The following is a 20380-nucleotide window of genomic DNA, read 5'->3' on the forward strand; positions in this document are numbered from 1 at the left end:
AAGATAAAAAGTTGGAAGGAGGAAGAATTGTGTTAGATCAAATCAATGAAAAAAAAGCACGTTTAGATAGGCTTCGACCACTTCCTAAATATACATTGAAAAGCTTACGGGAAAAGTTATTACTAGAATGGACGTATAATTCTAATGCAATTGAAGGCAATACACTAACAATTAACGAAACAAAAGTTGTTCTTGAGGGAATTACAGTCGGCGGAAAAACAATGCGAGAACATTTAGAAGTAATTAATCACCGTGATGCTATATCGTATGTAGAAGAAATTGTTCAAAAAAAAGAATCTTTATCTGAATGGCAAATCAAAAATCTTCATCGTCTTGTGTTGAAGGGGATAGATGACGAGTATGCGGGTGTTTACCGTGATCAACAAGTGTTTATTTCAGGTGCAAAGCATACACCCCCAGCTCCCCTCCTTATTCGTGAAAAGATGGACCAGCTAATGGGTTGGTATAATACCGAGGGGATTAAATTAAATCCTGTTGTCAGAGGTGCTATGCTACATGCGATTTTCGTTGGCATTCATCCATTTATCGACGGTAATGGCCGTACATCAAGATTATTATTGAACCTCGAGTTGATGAAAGATGGTTATCCACCAGTAGTTATTAAAGTGGAAAATCGTCTAGCTTATTATGAAGCGTTGGATAAAGCACACACGACGCTAGATTACAATGACTTTATTCAATTGGTGGTAGCAGAAGTAAATGATTCGTTAGATCTTTATTTAAGTGCGATGAATTAATAAAAATTTACTTGTAGCATTTATTGCACCAGGCATTATGGAAAATTGATGCAGAAAAAATGCAATTTAAATCTAAGGTGTACTAAGAATGTTGAAAAGGATGAATGCCAGGATGCCAAAAGTTTATCTTGTGAATACAAATAAAACTCATAATGCCCAAAATGAGAATGAGATGATAAATGAAAAAAAAGTAGCTGCTTACTATTCACCATGGAAATATTTTATCGATGAGATTGAAGCGGGTGATATTATTTATTTATATAGTAATAGCAGAGGAATAATAGCACGAGGTATAGCAACAGGTATAGTTGAAATATGTGATGTTTCTAATAGCATTAACGAAGAGCACTATATGAAACTTGAACGTTTTGAATTACTTAAAAGCCCGTTATCATCTTCAAAGATAACAGAGATTGCACAGTCAATTACTGATGAAAAGTATACAATTAAATGGAATCAGACCATGATTCATATACCATATTTTATTGGATTAAAGGTATGGCAATATATCACCAAAAACTGCTTCTGAAAAATTTCCATCTATCTATAGATTAGTTCCTAGAGTAATGTTCACACATTATATTATTAACATTATGGTGACTTATTCCAAATGCAAAAATGAAGCTCTATTCTATACTACAAACAAATGGAATAGATGGATTCTTTTAATATTTTGGCTCTTGTTCTAGTAAATTTCTCAGCTTTAAAATTGGGCTTTTATCGTTACACTAGTTTAATTGTAATGTGATAAATTTAAAGTCGTTTAATAATCCAATCTTTATGCCACAACTACGCTACTTGCCAGAATAATTACTCTTTTAACAGTCGATGGACATAGAAGATCAACGCAGCATACAATTGTATGCTGCGTTTTGGGTTAAGTATATGACTAAACAAAAACCTTAGTTTAATACTGTAGTGACGGTTGTTTTCCATATTTCATCGTTAACATTTTCATACTACTTACTTTCATAAGTACCTATTGTGATGTTATTTCAAAACACCTGTTAAAATAAGAAAAGAAGTCAGAAAAAATCAGCTTTCACTATGAAGATATCTGAAAAGTTAATGGTATTGTTCGAGATATAGATGGTACATTTATAACCAGAAAGCTAAATACACAAGGCTAATATAATAGCAAATAAGGGTAAATAAATAGTTCGATCTGAAAGGAAAGATATGTGATGCACAACAATGAGCAAAAATCAGAAGAGAGTCTAACTATAAAGGAGATATCCGAGTCTCTAAACGTTGCTGAAATTACTGTTTATAAATACATTGAAAAAGAACTTCTAGAAGAGATTGAACAACCTAATTTAAAATATGCAATTAATGGCCAACGATTATTTACTACTCAAAGTGTTTTAAATTTAAAGAAGCGGATGACGGATACTAAGAATCATATTAGTCTAAATGCGTACGCAAAAGAGAAGAAAGTAAGTCCTGAGTTATTAAAGAGAATTATTGCAAATAACGGCATAGTAATACCTAAAGGTTCTCATGGACTACGACAAACTTATTTAATTTCACCTGAAATAAGAGAAACTTTAGATCGACTTATATTGGAGAATAATTTTGCTCACTTCCGGACTAAAAAGAACTATTATAATAGCCACCATAACATAGCTTTATTACAATCGTTTCTTATTGATGATGGAAGAACCTATCGTGTTATGACAAATGGCCAAAGATGGGGATTCTATACAGAAACGGGCTTTACCGATTTTGAAAGCTTCACAAATGCGAAACCACTTTATGATATCCATAAACCCACTGTCAAATCCTCTTCGTATGTAAACTTTTCAATCCCTAAAAATGAGAAGAATGCATACCCCTATGTAGATGCTATATATAAAACGTTTGGTATTGAGAATGCTCAGATAATTTTAACGGAAGAGTATATAAATGTACGCATAAAAATGAATAGTTGGACAGTGGCTGATGATAGCGAACATATCCAAAGATTATCAGAATTAAATAATTTTACTATTAACGGTGAGATACGGCTTATTAATCAGGAGCTACACGTAATTTGCTTTGACAAACGTGTTGTAGTTGTTCTAGAAAAAGAATATCATCATCAACTATCTGAGTTAGCGAAAAAACTGAACATAACCGATAGTAGGCTCGCACAAAAGATCATTGAGGAATATATAGATAAGCATTAGAAAAAAGTATTTATTTTGAACAAAAACCTAGTGTATCTAAAATTTAGTCTTATATTGGAACAACCCTTCATCTACACTCAGTCTATTTCGTGTGAATGAAGGGATTTTTAGTTAGAAGCGAACCACACATGATATTTAATGTAAATCTTTTGACGGTATAGGATTTATGGTTTAATCATTTTTATGCATATACATATAGTCCTTTATATATATTAATTCCCATAATGTACTACCTAAAACGGTTAGTTTAGCACCATCTTAATAGTGATTGTCTGTCTATAATAGATAATGTTTCAAAAATCACAATTATTAGGAGGAAACTAATTGCTAAAGAAAATTTTCATTCAATTGATTGTTTTGGCAATGTTCATTGCCTTTATTCCTTTTGGGAATTTTGCAAGTGTGGCTGCCAAAGAATCTCCCAAAACAAATACGAAAGGAAACGAAAAAACTGAAGTAGTAGGAGAACGTACGCAAACTTCTAAAACGTTTAACAATTCTGATGGTACTTATACAACTGAAATATATGAAGCACCTATTCATTTTAAAGATAATAAAGGTAACTGGAAAGATATTGATAACGATCTACAAAAAAAGAAAAATAATGGCAAAGGACAATTTGAAAATAAAGCCAATAACTTTGCTGTGACATTTGATGAAAAACTTGAAGAGGAAACGAACAACGTACAAGTAGCGGATAACCAATACAACCTTAATATTGGATTAAAAGAAATTGAACAAAAAGGTGAAATAATTCCTGCTAAAGAGGTTATCGGGGTTGCTACAGATAATCAAATTGAGTACCAAAATGTTTTTGATAATATTTCCACTACATATTCTGTTGGAGAAAACTTTGTAAAAGAAGATATTATAATTAACAAAAAGCCCGAAAAAGGGTTACCACAAACCTTCTCATATCAACTATCCCTTGAAAATTTAACATATGAACAAATTAATAATCAAATACATTTAAAGGACGCCAAATCAGGTGAGTTGATTTATGTTATAGAAGCACCGTTTATGTATGATGCTTATAAATCTGTAGGCTTTCAATCTATTGACGGTACAAATTCTATACCAGAGGAAGCAAAATCTTATAATATCACGTTAAAAACACGAAAAGAAAACAATACTTTATGGATTGATTTAACACCAGATACAGCTTGGCTACAGGATACTAAAAGACAATACCCTATTGTCATTGACCCAACAATTGTACGTATCCAAGGAAACTCTAAAATGGTTGATACAACAATACGTAAAAAATTCCCAACCCAAACTGGAGGAAATGATACAGAGTTAGGTACAGGTACAGCCACAGACGGGAATATTGTTAGAACTTTATTGAAGTTTGATGTAACGCCTATTCCAGAAAAAAGCATTATTATGTCTGCGGATGTAAGTCTTTATCTATCTTCAACTAATGATCCAACTCCTATTAATTTAAGTATGCATGCTATGAAACGTTCATGGGATGAAAATACAGCAACATGGAATAACTATTCAACAGCAGGGGGTTGGACAACAGTAGGGGGAGATTATAATACCACGCCTCTTTCAACTGTTACAGGAGTCTCTTCAGTACCGAGTAATGTAGAAGAAGGTATTAAACGATGGTCTATTCCAACGAGTATGGTGAGTGGATGGCTATATAATCCAGAATCAAATCTTGGTTTATTATTAAAAAGCACTTCAGAAAGTACAATGATTTACAAAAAATTCATCAGTAGTGAAAGCACAACAAACCCACTCGCCTATAAACCAAAACTTGTCGTTACTTATAAAACACCTAACCGTTTAGGGTTGGAAGACTATTGGGATTATGCCACACATGATATTTCAAATGGAACGAACTATGTAAATTTAGGCACTAATAATAATGTTATTCAATACACAGATTTTAGCTTATTCAACTATGGAGGATTTGGTTTAGATTTTACTAGAACTTATAATAGTAAAGATTTTGAAAAATCTGCATTTGGCTATGGTTGGAGTTTTACAGGTTCAGAGAAATTATTTTATAATGATAAATATTTTAATGTTGAATATAAAGATGCAGATGGTACGGTCCATGTTTACTCATGGGATGGAGATAAGTATATTGCACCAGCAGGTAATTATGATAGTTTAGTTATGGTGGATAAGTACACTTTTAAACTGACTAGCAAAACTGGTATCACAACAACATTTAAAGTTAGAGAAAGCACTAGTGATACAGATATTGAAGTAGCATATATTACAGAGCAAAAAGATTTAAATAGCAATACAATCACTTATAATTATGATACATCAAATCAGCTTACTTCTATCAGTACTAATCTAGGCACAAAATTACTGTTAACTTATACTGATGGGCTTATTACAAATGCAAAATATAATAAACAAGATATAACGTATACGTATACTGATGGTTATTTAACACGAGTACTGGTTAAGAAAGATGACACTACAACAACACCTACTTCGTTCTACTACACAACTAATGGACAGTTAACAAAAATCATTGATAGTAAACAGAAGATTATGCTTTATGGATATAATAGTGAATTGGATTTAGCATCTGTAACAGAACCTTCATTAGACGGTCAAGTAGATTCAATCACCAACTACTCTTTAGATCGAACAAACAATATAGTATCTGTTACTAGCCCAGAAGGTATAGTTACACGCTATGGTTTAAATAACAACTTTAGCGTAACAAAAATATTTGAACCTTCAGGGGATACAACAACCTATAAACTAGATGAGAAAAGCTATAATGTTCTTTCACAAAATGTAATCTACTCAGATGGATCTACTTATACTAAAAATTTTAAGTATGATACAAAAGGAAATTTATTAAGCACTAATGATTCAAAAACTGTAACAGAATCCTATACGTATGATGAATATAGTAATGTTTTAACGCAAACAGATTCCAATCAGCAAACATCTACAAACACATATGAGCATGGAAATCTAAAGTCCTCTACAACACCTAAAGGGGACACAACTTCCTATACGTATAATGGTCATGGGGATTTGACACAAGTAAAATATCCTGATGGGAAAATTGAAACGTATAGTACAAGCTATGACAATAATCAAAAAACAATAAATTATCAAGACATTGAATTAGGTATCACAACTGAAACTGTAACTGATTTTAGTGGTAATATTCTCTCTTATGAAGACGGAAAAAAAGGGAAAACTCATTATCGCTACAATTTTAAAAATGAATTAGTAGAGGTAGAAGATGCTGCAAATAAAATAACGACTTATACTTATGATGCCAACAGTAATTTAACATCAGTGACAAATGCTGATGGTAAAAAACAAATGACTCTAAGCTATAATGCACAAAATGCCATAGAAAAAGAAACAAATGCCGAGGGAAAAGTAACAACTTATAATTATAATGCTGATGGCGCATTAAACGAGGTTATTAAAGCAACAGGTGAAAAAATCGCCTATACAACGTCAACTGACACCAATACACAGATTGTGAAAGTAAATGGGGTTAATCAGTTTTCAACACAAGTAGATGGTTTATCCACTACTGTCACAAATCATACTCTAAACAATCAAAAAGTTACGTATACACACTCAGAAAATGAACTATTACAAAGAGTAGACATTAACGCACCTGTAAATCGCTCGATTATGTATACTTATAAAAATGAAAAAGACTTAGCAAAAATTCAATATGGCCCAAATACAATTGAGTATGCTTCAGATGAAAATGGTCAAACTACCGAAGTCACGCTTGATGGACAATTATCAGCGAACTTCATATGGAACAAAAACAACTTATTGGAGAGCACAACTTTTGGAAATGCTGCAATTATTTTAAATAAGTACAAGGCGAATCAGTTACAAACTGAAACTTTAAAAACAAATAGTGAAACAACTTGGCGTACAAATTCATATGAATATGATAAAAATCAGCAAATTACTAAAGTGACGAATAATGATGGAACAGTCACTTATATGTACGACCCTTTAAATCAGCTAATTAAAGAACAATACAGTAATGGTTTATCCATATCATACACATATGATTCAGTAGGGAACCGTACTTCTAAAACTATTTTGCAAAACGGTATTTCAACTACAACCAGCTATAGTTATAATAATGCGAATCAAATGAAGACTGCTGGTGATAAGACTTATAATGTAAGTGACAACGGAAATGTAGAAAACGATGGTGTATTCCAATATGTTTGGAATGCCTTTGATCAATTAACAGAAATCAAGTCTCTAACAGGTGCAACAATTGCATCTTATCGTTATGATGAAAACGGACGTCGTGTATTTAGTAAAGATAGTAATGGTGAAACGTATTATCGTTATAATGGTCTGACAAATCAAGTCTTGTTTGAAGAAGATGCAAGTGGAGTTATTACCAAATCCTATACCTATGACGATAATGGTTCCCCTTTAACAATGACATATATGGGCTTAACTTATTACTACTTAACGAATTATCGAGGAGATGTATTAGCATTAACAGATAAAAAGGGTGACATTGTTGCAGAATACACGTATGATGCATGGGGAAATATTATGAGCCAAAAAGGTAATATGGCAAGTATTAATCCCTATCGTTATGCAAGTTATCGATATGATGAAGATACTAAACAATACTATTTAATGGCCCGCTACTATAATCCAAATACGGGTGTGTTCTTATCATTAGATCCGATTCGTGGAGATACTATAGATCCTTTAACACTGAATGGTTATGCTTATGCAAACAATAATCCTGTGATGAATATAGATCCAAATGGTGAATGGGCTCAAATTTTAATAGGAGGAGCCATTGGGGCCATTTTAGAAGTTATAAGTTATTATGCATCTCTAATTGCAAAATACGGGAAGAAGAAATATAGATCTCATGTTAATAAATGGACTCTAGTGGGGAAATTAGGGAAAGGCTTTGCACTAGGCGCAATTGGGATTGGTCTTCCTAACCATCTAATGAAGGCTGCAAATGTTACATCTAAAATTACTTCTGCATTTTTTGCAGGTCACTTTGCAGGAATAACTTATATGCTGGCAAACATACGGAATCTAAAAAAATTAAGTGTGAGGGGGTTCACAGAAAATCAAATTTTATCACTTTTTAGAGCTGAGGCTAGCGCCGTTTGGTATATGGTGAGTAGTGAAGTAACTAGATTATATAGAAAGTATAGATGAGGTATATAATGGATGAACTTTTAAATGTAGTAATATTTTCAATTATAGGCGCGATTGTCTCATTAAGTATAGTAGTTCTATTTTTAAAAAAGAAAAAAAATCATAAAGATTTTAAAGCAGTGGTTTTTACTTTTAGTCTTTTTTTATTGATTTGTTTATATCTAAGTGTCACAGGTTTGATAGATATAATAAATATAAAAAACGGCAATGTTCAATCAAGTGGAATGTGTAAAATAGTAGAATTCAATAACGTGGGAGGGAGATTTGGAAGTGAATCTTTTTTTCAAATTATAGTTAACGATATTACAGTAGAGGCAGATCACGAGGAGTTTTCTTATCTAAAAGAAGGCAATTATGAATGTACAATTCAATATGGGGAAAATACACTTAAATTAATAAATATAGAGTTCAAATAGTGTTCTAGTCTTCTTCATAAATAACCTCTCCTGATTTAATTTTCAACAAGCAGGGTTTTAAATATCCCTGTTTGTTTTTTATGGTCTAACATACATTACAAAGGATGAAAACCTTGAATTTAACAGTATAGTAATGAAAGACGTGATGACAGTAGCAAACGCTATTAAAAACACCTGGGTATCGACCTACAGAAATTTGGTCTATAAGCAACATTCATAGATATAGGCCCAGAATCAAAGGCAATATCTTAAGTAAGAATTCTATTCTCACATAGCAGATATAGGAATTATTATTGGATATTATACTATTGTTAGATATTTTAACAGATATGGGTGAAGTAGAGCGTGGAAATAAAAAAGCAGGAAAAGACATTAACACATCTATTTTTCGGTAGCTACACAATTGGATTTGTATTGGGGGGAGTTGCCTTTATTCTTTCTGAAAGAAATAGAGATTTTCAATTTACGTTTTCAAAAGAATACATTTTATGTTTTTTCATCTTTCTTCCAATTATATACTGGGTGTATCGTTACTCAGGAATAGTGTTAAATGATCAAAGTTTGAAAGTTAAATTATTATACTTTGTTTTATGGATATTAGGTATGTTTTTTGGCATAGTATTTTTTGAAATAATTTTAAATAATTTAGTAATAGGATGAGAAATAAAAGAAATTAAATAACTCCATATATTGATTTTCACAACAAGCAGGGTACCCTTGCTTGTTTTTTTAGACGAAAATTTAGTATACATTATATACAGTGTGAGAAATAGTAAGTTAAAGTTTTAAAACTGTATGACGATTAAACTTTACGATTATTACAAAAAGCCCAGCCACTGATAGTTCAGAGGTTTGGGCTCTTGTACTTTATCTTCTTTTATCCATCTCATTTAGCACCTTTTCACCATCTTTAGAAGACATGTTCGTGTACAATGAAGTTGTTTTAATATCTGAGTAACCTAATTGATCCCTTAATAAAATTATGTCTCCACCGCTCCGGATAAAATCTACTGCGAATGAATGTCTAAGTTTGTGGGGACTTTTCCCGTTTCTAAAGAAAGCAGATGTATATTTATTTACGATGTTTTGAATGGCTCTTCTAGATAAGGGTCTTACAACACCATAAACGCTAACAAAACAGAAAAGGGAGTTTTTAGCTCCTAGGTAACTAGAATCTCTAACTTCCATCTGCCTTTCCAAATTTTTCTCTTAACGGAAGAAAGTTAGTTTAGTTATTTTTGAAGAAGGAATTTAATTTTCCAATACTCCCTATTTTGATGGACATTAAAAGTTCAATAGAATCTTATTATAAGGGGAGGAAAAGAGACAAGTAAAAACCACTCATACGGAAACAAGTGGCGGGTACCTCATCGTATTTTGTTTCCACGTAGTTAATTAAAAATACTAATATAAAGTAATTTACATTCCACATAGTTAAGACCTTATAAATATAACATAAATATCGACTGTTCGATCCACAATGTATGTGAATTCCTTTTATCCGCATTAATTGTAATTTTTTCTATATATTATCAAAAATACAATTACCTTCTCTTATCCTTCTCGCATACCTGTACCTAAAATTAACAAGTTAAATTACCAAATCACAAACTTTATCTCTTTCAATCGGCTCCTGGCTTCTTTATATGTATTTAAATTACAAAAAAATAATTATATGGTAAAATAAGTTGATAAACGGAATAACAAGACTTTTTCTTAATTTTAGAATACTAGTTTGGAGGGTTTATATGAAAGGCATAAAGATAAGTATAATTACTTTATTTATTTTGGTATTTGTGTTGATTATCATGTTACTTAATGCTGGTCCCCCTAAGCCAATTGTATTGTCAGCAAATAATAAGATAACAATAGTACAAGGTTCTTATTGTTGGAAAAAAATAATTGGCACTGAATGTGTTGATAAAATTTCACCACCAGAAATTCTTGATAATAATAAAATTGTCCCTTTTTCAGTATCCCCTCAAAGTAAAATAAAAATCAATTTTAAGAAACAACCTGAAAAAGTAGAAGTTGAGAAATGGATGAATAACGGTGAAAGCGAAAAAGTAATAGTGGAAGATAATAGTATTTCTGTACCGAACGAAAAAGGCAAGTATTTATATATTATCTCTGGAAGATGGGATAAAGGGAGTTCTTCTTATATCTTTAGCGTAAAAGTAAAATAATTACAAATTAACCTTTATATTGTATTTTATTATGTTTATAATATATGTGTGTGAGTTCCGTAAGTGTATAAATAAAGGGGAGTTGGTAAAATGAAGTGGAAATTTAAAGGCTTTTTAATTATGCTATTACTTTGTGTAGTATCTCTACCAATTACAGCTGATGCTTATCAATTACTAGGATTTAAAAAGAAAGATAATTTAGATTTGTATTACAACATTAGTCAAGAGCTAATTGATATGGGTTATAAGCAAGATATTCTAAGAGGATTTACTGCGTGGCATTCAACTAATAAAGTTAAGTTTACTAAAGAGGTCTCGGTTAGTGGAAATGTTAATGTTGATTATGTAAATAGTAATTATGGTGATGCATATGCTACTCATCGTAATGGTTCCTCTACTTTATCAAACATAACAATGTATAAATCATGGAAAGGATTAGATCAAACTCGTAGAAGGGAAACTGCAGTTCATGAAGTAGGGCATGCTTTAGGTCTTGATCACACTCAAACAAAGAATAATTCCATATCCGTTATGAGGACAAAGGATTTTAATGATAAAGACTGGCCTTTACAAGACGACATTGATGGTATAAAAGCTTTGTATTAATTACATACGGCTATTACTCACACAAAAATTGTCGACAAAGGGGCAGGTAGTATGATAAATAGAAAGTTTCAAGTGTTTAGCTTTTTTTTAGTGTGTCTTTGTTTAATATTCTTTATAACCATTAAAGATAATAAAAAAATAGAGACTATTAATTTTGAAGGTAAAACTCTAGGTTTTGATAATTTAGAAGAGATGGAAGAAGCATCACCTGTAATTGTTCTTGGTACAAAAACAAAAGAAAATGATACTGAAGTTTTTAGATCAGACATTAATAACGATGTAATTGGTGGATATACAAAATCAAGTTTTTTAATTTCAGAAGTTTATAAAAATAACGATAACAAAGAAGATATAAAAACAAATTCTCAAATTACTGTGTCAGAAATGGCTTTTTATGATAAAGAAACAAATGCTATGTATACTGTGAATGATTATGAGAACATGGAGTTTGATAAAGAATATTTACTGTTTTTGGTTCCAGTAGATGATGGTATGTATGCCCCTAGAGGTGTAACTACTGGTAAAGTGCCAATGTTTGGATCTAACTCCTCTCTTAATTCTTTAAATGCTGTAGATAGTGATAATTCCGATCTAGCCATTATGAAAGATGCACAGCTTAAGTATAAAAAATAATAAAATTTCGTGGTCTACTAAAATGTAGCGTATTTATATCATTTAAAATAAGCAGCCTATGAGTAGGCTGCTTTTATATTTCTTATAAATAAAATTATCTTCTCTTATCCATTTCATTCAAAACTTTTTCGCCATCTCTTGACGACATATTAGTATACAATGAAGTCGTCTTTATATCTGAGTGACCTAATTGATCTCGTAATAAAATTATATCTCCACCGCTACGGATATAATCTACAGCAAACGAGTGTCTTAATTTATGGGGACTTTTACTACTTTTAAAGAAAGCCGAAGTATATTTATTAACGATGTTTTGAATTGCTCTTCTGGAAAGGGGCCTTACTACGCCACCGTACACACTCACGAAAAGGAAGGGGGATTGCTTAGCTCCAGGATACTTAGATTCTCTAATGTTCATATACCGTTCTAAGTCCTCAATGGCGCTTTCTAGAACTGAAACGGAATCAGGCTTATTACCTTTTCGTACAACATCTATGTACCGACTGTGCAAATGTATATTGTTCATCTCAATACTGGCAATTTCTCCAACGCGCATACCGGTACCTAAAATTAACGAGTTAATTGTCAAATCACGAATCTTATCTCGTTCATATCGACTTCTGGCTTCTGCAGAAGTTAATGTCTCGGTATAACCATTCTCAATAAATTTTAGATATGCTGAAATATCATCGTCATTTAATATAACTGCGTTAAGATCACGGGCTCTACGGCTGGCCGTTTCTCCTTTTTTATGTGTTACAATCTTAGACATTACATTTCGATAGAAATAACATTCGCCATCCTCATCCTCGGTTTCTTTGGTTAGATAATTGAAAAGGGATTTTAAAGCTTGAATTGATAAGGCAACAACCGCTTCTCCGCGATACGAAGGTAATTTTAAAGCTTTTGGTTTTTCATCAGTATCATTTTCATTTTTTGAAATATCTTCGTTACGCAAAAACTGAATATACATTTCTATTGTATCTTTCCGCATTCTATCTAACTCAGAGTAGGGGATAGCAGCCACATCCTCAGCTTCCACAAGCCCCTCTGAGAGCAACCAATTAAAGAAGTGTTTATATCTATAGAGATACTGCAAAAGGGTGTCAGGAGACAATCCAGCAGTTAATTTTGATTGTATATATTCCTTAACATAGAAGGGCATAGTATCACTATGTTTTTCTATTAGTTTACGGATATTTAATTTCTCAGGTGTAATAGCCATTTATAAAAACACTCCATTCCTTTCCGATTCTTCACAAAATACAATTTTAACGAACATTTGTTCGTATTTCAACTATTTTGCATTAGTTTTATAAAGTCATTTATACACGGGAGTCAGGCTGCGAGTGATAAGATCCGTAATCAAAAGGGAAACAGCCCAGACCACCAGCTTAGGTCCCAAAGTAATCGTTAAGTGGATAAGGATATGGCGTTGCACAGACACCCAGGATGTTGGCTTAGAAGCAGCCATTTAAAGAGTGCGTAATAGCTCATTGGTCGAGTGACGCTGCGCCGAAAATGTATATGCTAAGTGAAATCTAAGAGTTATGTAAAGATTAAATAAACAAAATAAATCTATTTATTTAAAACTACTGTCTATTTTTAAAGCATTTTTCATATAAATGAGTATCGCACCTTTGAAATTCTTCTTACTTAATTATAAATTTTAGTTCACTACTTAAATTGATTGTAATGCTCAACTATTTATACTAAGGGTGCGAATAAGTTAAGCAGATTAATTTAAGTAGTGTTTACTTGTATTGGTTTTCTAAGCTATCAAAAAACCTTCTTTTAATAATTGCGTTTCAAGGTTTATTTACATACTCTAATCCACTTTTTCAACGATTTATTCGTATACAATCATTTTACCACAAAGACCCATATGAATGTTCGTTAAATTTATATTTTGTGAACATTCGTAATTGAAAGTAAAAAATAAAGCTTGATTTACATGGTTAAGATTCCTTTGAAATTTCAAAAAAGTTTAATTTAACGTGTAATAAACGCTTATCGTACGATAAATCAACCTTTTTGTGATTCGCGTTATTGGATAATAATTATCTCTCGTTTTGAATTAAAAAAATAAGCCTCTTAACTCGCTGTTTACAGATCTTTTGACCCGTTTTAAACATACGAATTATAAAACTTATCAACATACAAAAAGTAATATTATCTCGTGTAGAAATATGTCTCCCAAATGATTCAATTGAAAAATTAGTTCACAAAATATTCTCTCTTCATTGATATATTTAATTATTTTTTAATTATTTCTTTCATTCTACATAAATTATGATAATTTTTTATAAATTCTGTAATTACATTTTCCATATGAGTTAAATATGTTTTTGCTTCTTCATTTTCTATATCATTTTCAATATCTTGTTTAGCAGAACAAATTTCTGAAATTAGAAGATAAAAACTATATAAGTCTAATTCATAAATTTTTGAAGCTCGATCCTTTGAATCTACTTTATTAAAATCCAACAAAAAGTATCTTCTACACATTTCCCCACTACTAATATCTAAAATTAAATTATCCTGGAATCTATAATTTCCGACTTGAGTAACAACTTTTATGTTAGAGCCAGTACGTGTAGATAAGTCAATATCATTTAACTTACCATATTCTTCAGGATTCAATAGATTTACTACATTAAGTTTTGATATGAAATAGGTCATCATACTTTTATTTGTTATATCTTGCAATTCTTCGATTCCCACCCATTCAATCCCTGCTTTTCTAAATATACTATTTACATCTGATTCTCCTTTTATTATTTTAGAATACTCATCTCCAGTTATATAAGTAATTTTATTCTTCATAACTATCCTCCAAACTAAATATAAAAACTTCATCAATTTTAGTAGTGCCATTTAAATATTGTAAATCTATATCAAAAATTCTTTTGATACCTTGTGCTAATCTGGTAGTCATTATTCCATTTTCTAATGCATATAGTAATTCATCAATACCATATAAAGTTAGTACTGCTAGCATTCCTAATTGTTTTTTGTTAATAAGATAATCATATATTATCCTTAAATTATATTTTGTTACGATTGAATCTACACTTATATTTAAATCAGAAGAATTTTGTTTAATATTTTTTAATTTACTATTTTTATCTACACTTAAGATTTTTTCATATTTTGTTTTAACTTCATTGAAAATTTTTTGTAGTTCATGTTCATTTAAGGTCTTAATAAATCTATAGGAAATTGATTTTTGGGTGTCAATATTAACATTGTTATCTTCTATGTATTTTCTTATAGTGTAACACCATTCCCATAAAAATATATCTCTGTCTTCAAGATAAATTATAAATAATGAATTTATACTATTTAATAAATAATTTAAAGTAGAAATTTTTATTTGATAAGAGTATGAACCATCATTATTGAATCTTTTTGCCTTTTTAACATTCTTCATTTGTACATCAATTTTAAAATTTGATGCATTGTTTTCTTCTAAAAGTAACTCTAATCTTAAATCAACTCCAAAGTCCATTTTGAATTCTTTTCTAACTAAAAACAATCTACCTTGGGATATTATTCTTTCTAATTCTTGTATACTCTTTATTTCTTGATGAAAACTCTCCAAAATCTTTGGTAATATATTCCTTCCTGTATAACTATCCATATATCAAACTCCAAACTATAAATAAAATAATCCCTTATACTTTCCTCCTACAAGGTCATATAATTGAACTCCAAACTTTCCGCATTCTCTATAAAATCTATAAATATTTTCGTGGGTATGTAAATCATAGAAGTTCTCTTAGATTGTCTGTTACTTCCTCAACAAAAAAAGAGTATTAAGCGAATACTTTTAAACAAATAAGGTCTAATATTCTCCTTTCTCACCTTTTACGTTTCTTCTAATACTACCAACAGTCCAATAAATTAGATAAGCAGCAACACCTACAATAGTACTGAGTATAGAAAATTGACTATGTTTAATAATTTTATCTGTAAATAGCTTTGCTTCTTTAATACTCTTAATATTATCATTTGTAAAATAACAAATTAATTCGTATTTAGCTTTTTTACAATCTTTAGTTTGTTTATTTGATGCAGCAACATTGGTTACCTTTTGTGTTTCTTCTGTTTCATTTAATTTGACATCAGATTTACTTGAATCATAAATAGTATCTGTAAATAGAATTACTGTGAAAATAATTGATAAAAGAGTAGCTGCTTGAGCATATCCCTTTTGATTAGATTCTATGTATTCTTTAGTTTTTTCAGGAAAACGATTGAAAAGTAGACTTGTTAAAGAGAGTGTTAAGAAAACACTATAAACAATTATTATGTTGAATACAGTTTTAGTTAATTCATCAGACCACCAAACTAATAAGATAAATGAAATATTAAAGAGATTGAAAACTAATATTAGTTCCGTCTTAAATGATTTTTTATTAACTGCAAAATAAAGGCAAATAAGATATATAAAAATAATTAGAAAAACTACCCAAGTACCTATAGATGAAAATATTATTAGTAACATTGTTAAGAAATAAACAGTCAACTCACTCAAAAAACCAATTATCACAAATATGTATAATGAAAAAATTGAAGAAATAAATATATTTAGCTTACTATCTGTTTCTAATTCTATGCTTTTTGTTGTTGCTAATAGTATTGAACCTACTAAACAAAATAATCCAGTAATAATAGATAATATTGTTACATAGTTATTTGGAGAAATTAGAAATATTATTAAACTTGTAATTAAACCTCCTACAAATAAATGAAATTTATTTGACATTATTTTCTTCATTTCTTTCTCCATTTCAATGATAATTTAAATAAACACCTACATTATAACCATTTATTAACTTTTTATAAAGTTATTTTCACCATACGACATGCCCCTCTTAATATCGGAGCCCATAAAAGTTCTATGCGCAAAAATTTCTAATTATTCTTTCAAAACTCTCCTTTGCTTTTTAATAACAAAGAATTCATTATAGTACTCATCTTTATTCTTATATACTATTGAGTACGAACGCCCCTTTACTTTACCTGACTTTAATACTTAAATGATATTTCACATTAAATATCGACGTTAATTTCAAACTAAAGAGTCACCCGACAAAGCGGTCACAATCTACTAACATCTGGTTACCTCTTTTTATAGCTGCACTTAAATAGGACAGGTCTTTTATTTAAAATATCATCATTTGTGGGTTCACTAAATGGAGTTATAACATCAAAAATTCTTTGCTTTTCAAAGCCAACATATTCAACAAATTCTAGATAATATTTTTGTCCTTTCTCCATTCCGACATTCATTTCACGTTCAGTTAAAAAGAAATCGAATGACTTTCTTCCACCTAAAGAACTCCCTTTAACCTCAATAAACTTTTCTACGATATCGCCACTCGGGTTAATGTCTATACTTTCTATGTCATACCCTAATCCATCTTTCTCTTTCGAAACATGTTTAACTCTATCTACTAGATCTTCTCTTCCCATATCTTTCAATCTTTCGATTTCAGAGTTAAATACAAATTCTTCTGCTAATTTACCAATCTTACTATTGTGTTCAGCTTTTGCAGCTAATAATTTCAAATGAGTTTCGGGGTCGATCGTAGAGTATTTATTTACTGCTTTTTTCTTCTGCGTTTTCTTCTTATCATCAGTTGACGTTTCATCAGAAGTTTCCATCATTTGCTTTTCTAAGACCTCAAAATACTCTTCAAAAACAAAATCGTAAAATAGGTCCAATAATAAACCTACATCACTTTCAAGTATAGTTTTATCAATATCTGTAATTAGATATTTTTTAGAAACAATTACTGACTTCTCATAATCCGCCGCAACCGTACCAGTAGTTTCTCCTAAATCGATTGAACCAGGCTGAATTCCAGCATACCTTTCGTCCCCTTCAATTGCCTCCATGATTTTTTTTGCAGGTATTTCAGCCATTGATTCTAATTTGCTTACATCTTTATCCGATACTGCATACGCTATCGATAAATAAGCAAATTCACCTTTTGAATCAAATAAGAGTACAACATAAACGCCTGCACTAAAACCAAATTTTGATATTCTGTCATCTCGAATACCAACCCACACGCTTCTCGCAGCATTACCCTGCCCAACTGAACCCTGCACAATTAAGTTACTTTTAAATGAATGTTCTTCAATTACATTCTCAAAAATATCTACAAGTCCCACAGTTATTGCTTGGCCAACTACTCCTTTTACTACCCCTTTACCTTTTTCTATAAAAGCTGGGATTGCTATTGGGAATAGCTTAAGATTATTTAAACACATTCCTTTTGGAGTTAATTCGTTAATCGCCTCCAAAAAACTTTCAAGAGTTTCTTTCGGCCATTCCTCTTTTAAAAATAAACTTGTTAATGTATTTCTGGAAATACTCATCTTCGCAGCAACTTCACCTTTTTTTATATTGCTGCTTTTAAAAAACTCTTCAATAAAATTCCCCATATGTATATTTAGACCTTTAATATCTTTTAATCCCACCATTCAAATTCCACCTTCGTTCTAATTAACTGAATAATACATCAAGGTAACACACTAGTCAACAGATCGTTTAATCCATGTCGCATTATATTCACATTTATTTATAAACAAAACCTTTAATATCAACAATTTATATAATTTCAGCCAGTTAATAATTTGATATTTTTTTGCACAAAAACCAACATCATCTAACATGAATTCTAGATTTGTATATCAAACATTCCTTTCTTTTTGTTAATGAAAAAAGCACTCCACCTACGATTCTTTAGTTCCGAAACTCAACTGACCGAGTACTGTAAAATTGAATCATAATACAAAGTGCTTATTTCTCTAAGATAACGTTATAAAACTGTACGTCCCAGGAGGGATTTGAAATCGCGTCCTAATACTTAGCTTATCACTATATTAGTTATCTCGTGCTTATGGAAGCACCAAAGTTTAAGACTATTTTTAAGAAGATATTATAATTACCGTTGCTCACTGACTTTCAGAGCTAAGGGAAGTCAGTCACGCTGTTTTTATGATATTGTAAATAAAAGAAATTTTACAAAAAAATAGTAAAGATTAAAGGGGGGATAAACATATGAGTATATTTTTTACTGTCAGTATGATTATAATGTTATGTTTCTTAGCGGGAATTATCGTATTCATCTTGCTTAAACCAGACAAATATGCTGAAGAACAGCAATTTATAAGAAGATTTTTTTATTTTATCTTTGTTGTATTCTTAATTGCAGGGGTATTAACAGAAGAAATAGATATCACAGACTGGAAAATACTAACTGTATTCATTATCTTTTCTGTTTTCGTTGATTTAACTATTTTGCAAACGCCAGATATAACTAAGTTTTGGAATGCTGAGTTTCAGCAAAGTAGCTATATAAAGAGAACAATACAAAAGAATAAAGAGGTTTTACGTAATACCGAGATGAAGGTACAAAGCTTCACAGATATAATTTCTAATACTCCTTCATATTTCGAAAATAAAGTGAGCGTGACAAATTGGAGAAAGTATAAAAAGGAATTGATTGATTATTTAAATCAATATGCAGATACATCCCAGTTCAACATTGCAATCTTTGCTGTTGAAACCGTAGGGTCTCCTGAAGAACTTCATACTGAGATTGCAAGGGTTTTAAATAATGTAATTAGGTGTTACAACAAATCTATTGAAGACTCTGATTGGCGAAATGAATTAATTCAAAAGTTAAGTTCTGGACAATCCATAGAATTCATTAATAAAGATGAAGACATAGGTGAAGATTTTAAGAAAGGTATTTGGATAGTAGCTTATTATGGTCAAGCATACAATATGTTAATAGGTATACGTTCGAATGGGATAGAAGTAAATGGGATAGATGCGTCACATATACTAAACCTTGCAGAGATATTTGATTGGCACATGATTGAATAATCTATATATAAACTATATAATTAATATATAGAATCCAAAGGAGGAAGAAGTTATGAAAACAATTGATAGACAAGCTCCTTCTAAGATTCAGAAGGAGAACGGAAATAGAAAAGCAGGTATTCAGAAGTCTGCAAGTTCACAAGCAAAAAGTAAAAAGTCGTACAAACCAAAAATGACAGTTCCAGTGAATTTTGAAGAAATTATAGAAATGAATGAAAAGGCTTTACAGATTATCGCGAAGAGAGCATAACATATATTATGTAGGATACAGAAGTTAAAACTTCTGTATCCTTTTTTGTATTATGATTCCCTTTTTCGGAGATAGTGTATGTATATTGTACAAAGAAAGGGAATTAATGTGGGAATAAAAAGAAATAAGTCTTCAAAAAATCCAAATCGTATGAAAATGAGTGTACCTAAAATGGGCTTTTCTGTTTCAAAAGATAACCAGAGAATTTTAGATGCTTTTGAAGAAAAAGAAAAGAAAAAACATAAGAAAAGAAAAGATAGATAAGCCTGATAATCA

Annotated in this window: 18 protein-coding genes and 1 other annotated feature; of the genes, 12 read left to right on the top strand and 6 right to left on the bottom strand. The window is 30.7% G+C overall.

The genetic code is table 11. From position 1 onward, the window contains the following. Positions 1 to 29 precede the first annotated feature (29 nt). The 6 genes from ACE1MS_RS22770 to ACE1MS_RS22795 all read left to right on the top strand — a co-directional run bounded on the left by ACE1MS_RS22770 (position 30) and on the right by ACE1MS_RS22795 (position 9180). A complete protein-coding gene (locus ACE1MS_RS22770) occupies positions 30 to 758 on the top strand; it encodes a Fic family protein (RefSeq protein WP_447403056.1) in 729 nt (242 codons plus the stop codon). 112 nt (positions 759 to 870) lie between these two features. Beyond that, positions 871 to 1287: a hypothetical protein gene (locus ACE1MS_RS22775; RefSeq protein ID WP_447403057.1), complete on the top strand. Its 417-nt coding sequence runs from the start codon at positions 871 to 873 to the stop codon at positions 1285 to 1287. 655 nt (positions 1288 to 1942) lie between these two features. Then, the gene (locus ACE1MS_RS22780) at positions 1943 to 2926 is read left to right on the top strand and encodes a helix-turn-helix domain-containing protein (protein ID WP_447403058.1); all 984 of its coding nucleotides are present in this window, start codon (positions 1943 to 1945) and stop codon (positions 2924 to 2926) included. 324 nt (positions 2927 to 3250) lie between these two features. After that, entirely contained in the window at positions 3251 to 8104 is a 4854-nt protein-coding gene (locus ACE1MS_RS22785; RefSeq protein ID WP_447403059.1) for a DNRLRE domain-containing protein, read from the top strand. An 8-nt stretch (positions 8105 to 8112) separates the two neighbouring features. Continuing rightward, positions 8113 to 8520: a hypothetical protein gene (locus ACE1MS_RS22790; protein ID WP_447403060.1), complete on the top strand. Its 408-nt coding sequence runs from the start codon at positions 8113 to 8115 to the stop codon at positions 8518 to 8520. A 345-nt stretch (positions 8521 to 8865) separates the two neighbouring features. Next, the gene (locus ACE1MS_RS22795) at positions 8866 to 9180 is read left to right on the top strand and encodes a hypothetical protein (RefSeq protein WP_447403061.1); all 315 of its coding nucleotides are present in this window, start codon (positions 8866 to 8868) and stop codon (positions 9178 to 9180) included. A 207-nt stretch (positions 9181 to 9387) separates the two neighbouring features. On the opposite strand, the gene ACE1MS_RS22800 is transcribed toward ACE1MS_RS22795, so the two are convergent. Further along, positions 9388 to 9720 carry a tyrosine-type recombinase/integrase gene (locus ACE1MS_RS22800; protein WP_447403062.1) on the bottom strand — a complete coding sequence of 111 codons (333 nt, stop codon included), beginning with the start codon at positions 9718 to 9720 and terminating at the stop codon, positions 9388 to 9390. Between the two features lie 548 nt (positions 9721 to 10268). Between ACE1MS_RS22800 and ACE1MS_RS22805 the strand changes: the two genes are divergently transcribed. The 3 genes from ACE1MS_RS22805 (at position 10269) to ACE1MS_RS22815 (ending at position 11945) form a co-directional block, all read left to right on the top strand. Then, positions 10269 to 10706 carry a hypothetical protein gene (locus ACE1MS_RS22805; RefSeq protein ID WP_447403063.1) on the top strand — a complete coding sequence of 146 codons (438 nt, stop codon included), beginning with the start codon at positions 10269 to 10271 and terminating at the stop codon, positions 10704 to 10706. 90 nt (positions 10707 to 10796) lie between these two features. Then, positions 10797 to 11312 (top strand): matrixin family metalloprotease, encoded by a 516-nt coding sequence (locus tag ACE1MS_RS22810; RefSeq protein WP_447403064.1) that lies wholly within the window; start codon positions 10797 to 10799, stop codon positions 11310 to 11312. 51 nt (positions 11313 to 11363) lie between these two features. Further along, positions 11364 to 11945: a hypothetical protein gene (locus ACE1MS_RS22815; RefSeq protein ID WP_447403065.1), complete on the top strand. Its 582-nt coding sequence runs from the start codon at positions 11364 to 11366 to the stop codon at positions 11943 to 11945. A gap of 94 nt (positions 11946 to 12039) precedes the next feature. Here the strand turns inward: ACE1MS_RS22815 and xerS are convergent, their stop codons facing one another. The 5 genes from xerS to ACE1MS_RS22840 form a co-directional block, all read right to left on the bottom strand. After that, positions 12040 to 13170: a tyrosine recombinase XerS gene (gene xerS, locus ACE1MS_RS22820; protein WP_447403066.1), complete on the bottom strand. Its 1131-nt coding sequence runs from the start codon at positions 13168 to 13170 to the stop codon at positions 12040 to 12042. Between the two features lie 90 nt (positions 13171 to 13260). Continuing rightward, positions 13261 to 13527: a sequence feature (23S ribosomal RNA rRNA prediction is too short), on the top strand. A gap of 674 nt (positions 13528 to 14201) precedes the next feature. After that, complete coding sequence (locus ACE1MS_RS22825; RefSeq protein ID WP_447403067.1) at positions 14202 to 14771, bottom strand: hypothetical protein; 570 nt, start codon at positions 14769 to 14771, stop codon at positions 14202 to 14204. Continuing rightward, complete coding sequence (locus ACE1MS_RS22830) at positions 14761 to 15588, bottom strand: DUF4365 domain-containing protein (RefSeq protein WP_447403068.1); 828 nt, start codon at positions 15586 to 15588, stop codon at positions 14761 to 14763. Before ACE1MS_RS22830 ends, ACE1MS_RS22825 begins: the two co-directional genes overlap by 11 nt. 204 nt (positions 15589 to 15792) lie before the next feature. Further along, entirely contained in the window at positions 15793 to 16728 is a 936-nt protein-coding gene (locus ACE1MS_RS22835) for a hypothetical protein (protein WP_090002856.1), read from the bottom strand. 344 nt (positions 16729 to 17072) lie between these two features. Further along, positions 17073 to 18443 (bottom strand): MrcB family domain-containing protein, encoded by a 1371-nt coding sequence (locus ACE1MS_RS22840; protein WP_447403069.1) that lies wholly within the window; start codon positions 18441 to 18443, stop codon positions 17073 to 17075. 580 nt (positions 18444 to 19023) lie between these two features. On the opposite strand from ACE1MS_RS22840, the gene ACE1MS_RS22845 reads away from it, so the two are divergent. The 3 genes from ACE1MS_RS22845 (at position 19024) to ACE1MS_RS22855 (ending at position 20368) form a co-directional block, all read left to right on the top strand. Continuing rightward, complete coding sequence (locus ACE1MS_RS22845; protein ID WP_447403070.1) at positions 19024 to 19854, top strand: type II toxin-antitoxin system SpoIISA family toxin; 831 nt, start codon at positions 19024 to 19026, stop codon at positions 19852 to 19854. A 52-nt stretch (positions 19855 to 19906) separates the two neighbouring features. Next, positions 19907 to 20104 (top strand): hypothetical protein, encoded by a 198-nt coding sequence (locus ACE1MS_RS22850; RefSeq protein WP_274997065.1) that lies wholly within the window; start codon positions 19907 to 19909, stop codon positions 20102 to 20104. A gap of 78 nt (positions 20105 to 20182) precedes the next feature. Then, positions 20183 to 20368: a hypothetical protein gene (locus ACE1MS_RS22855; protein WP_447403071.1), complete on the top strand. Its 186-nt coding sequence runs from the start codon at positions 20183 to 20185 to the stop codon at positions 20366 to 20368. Positions 20369 to 20380: the final 12 nt, after the last annotated feature.

This window comes from Lysinibacillus sp. fkY74-1 (assembly GCF_053165895.1).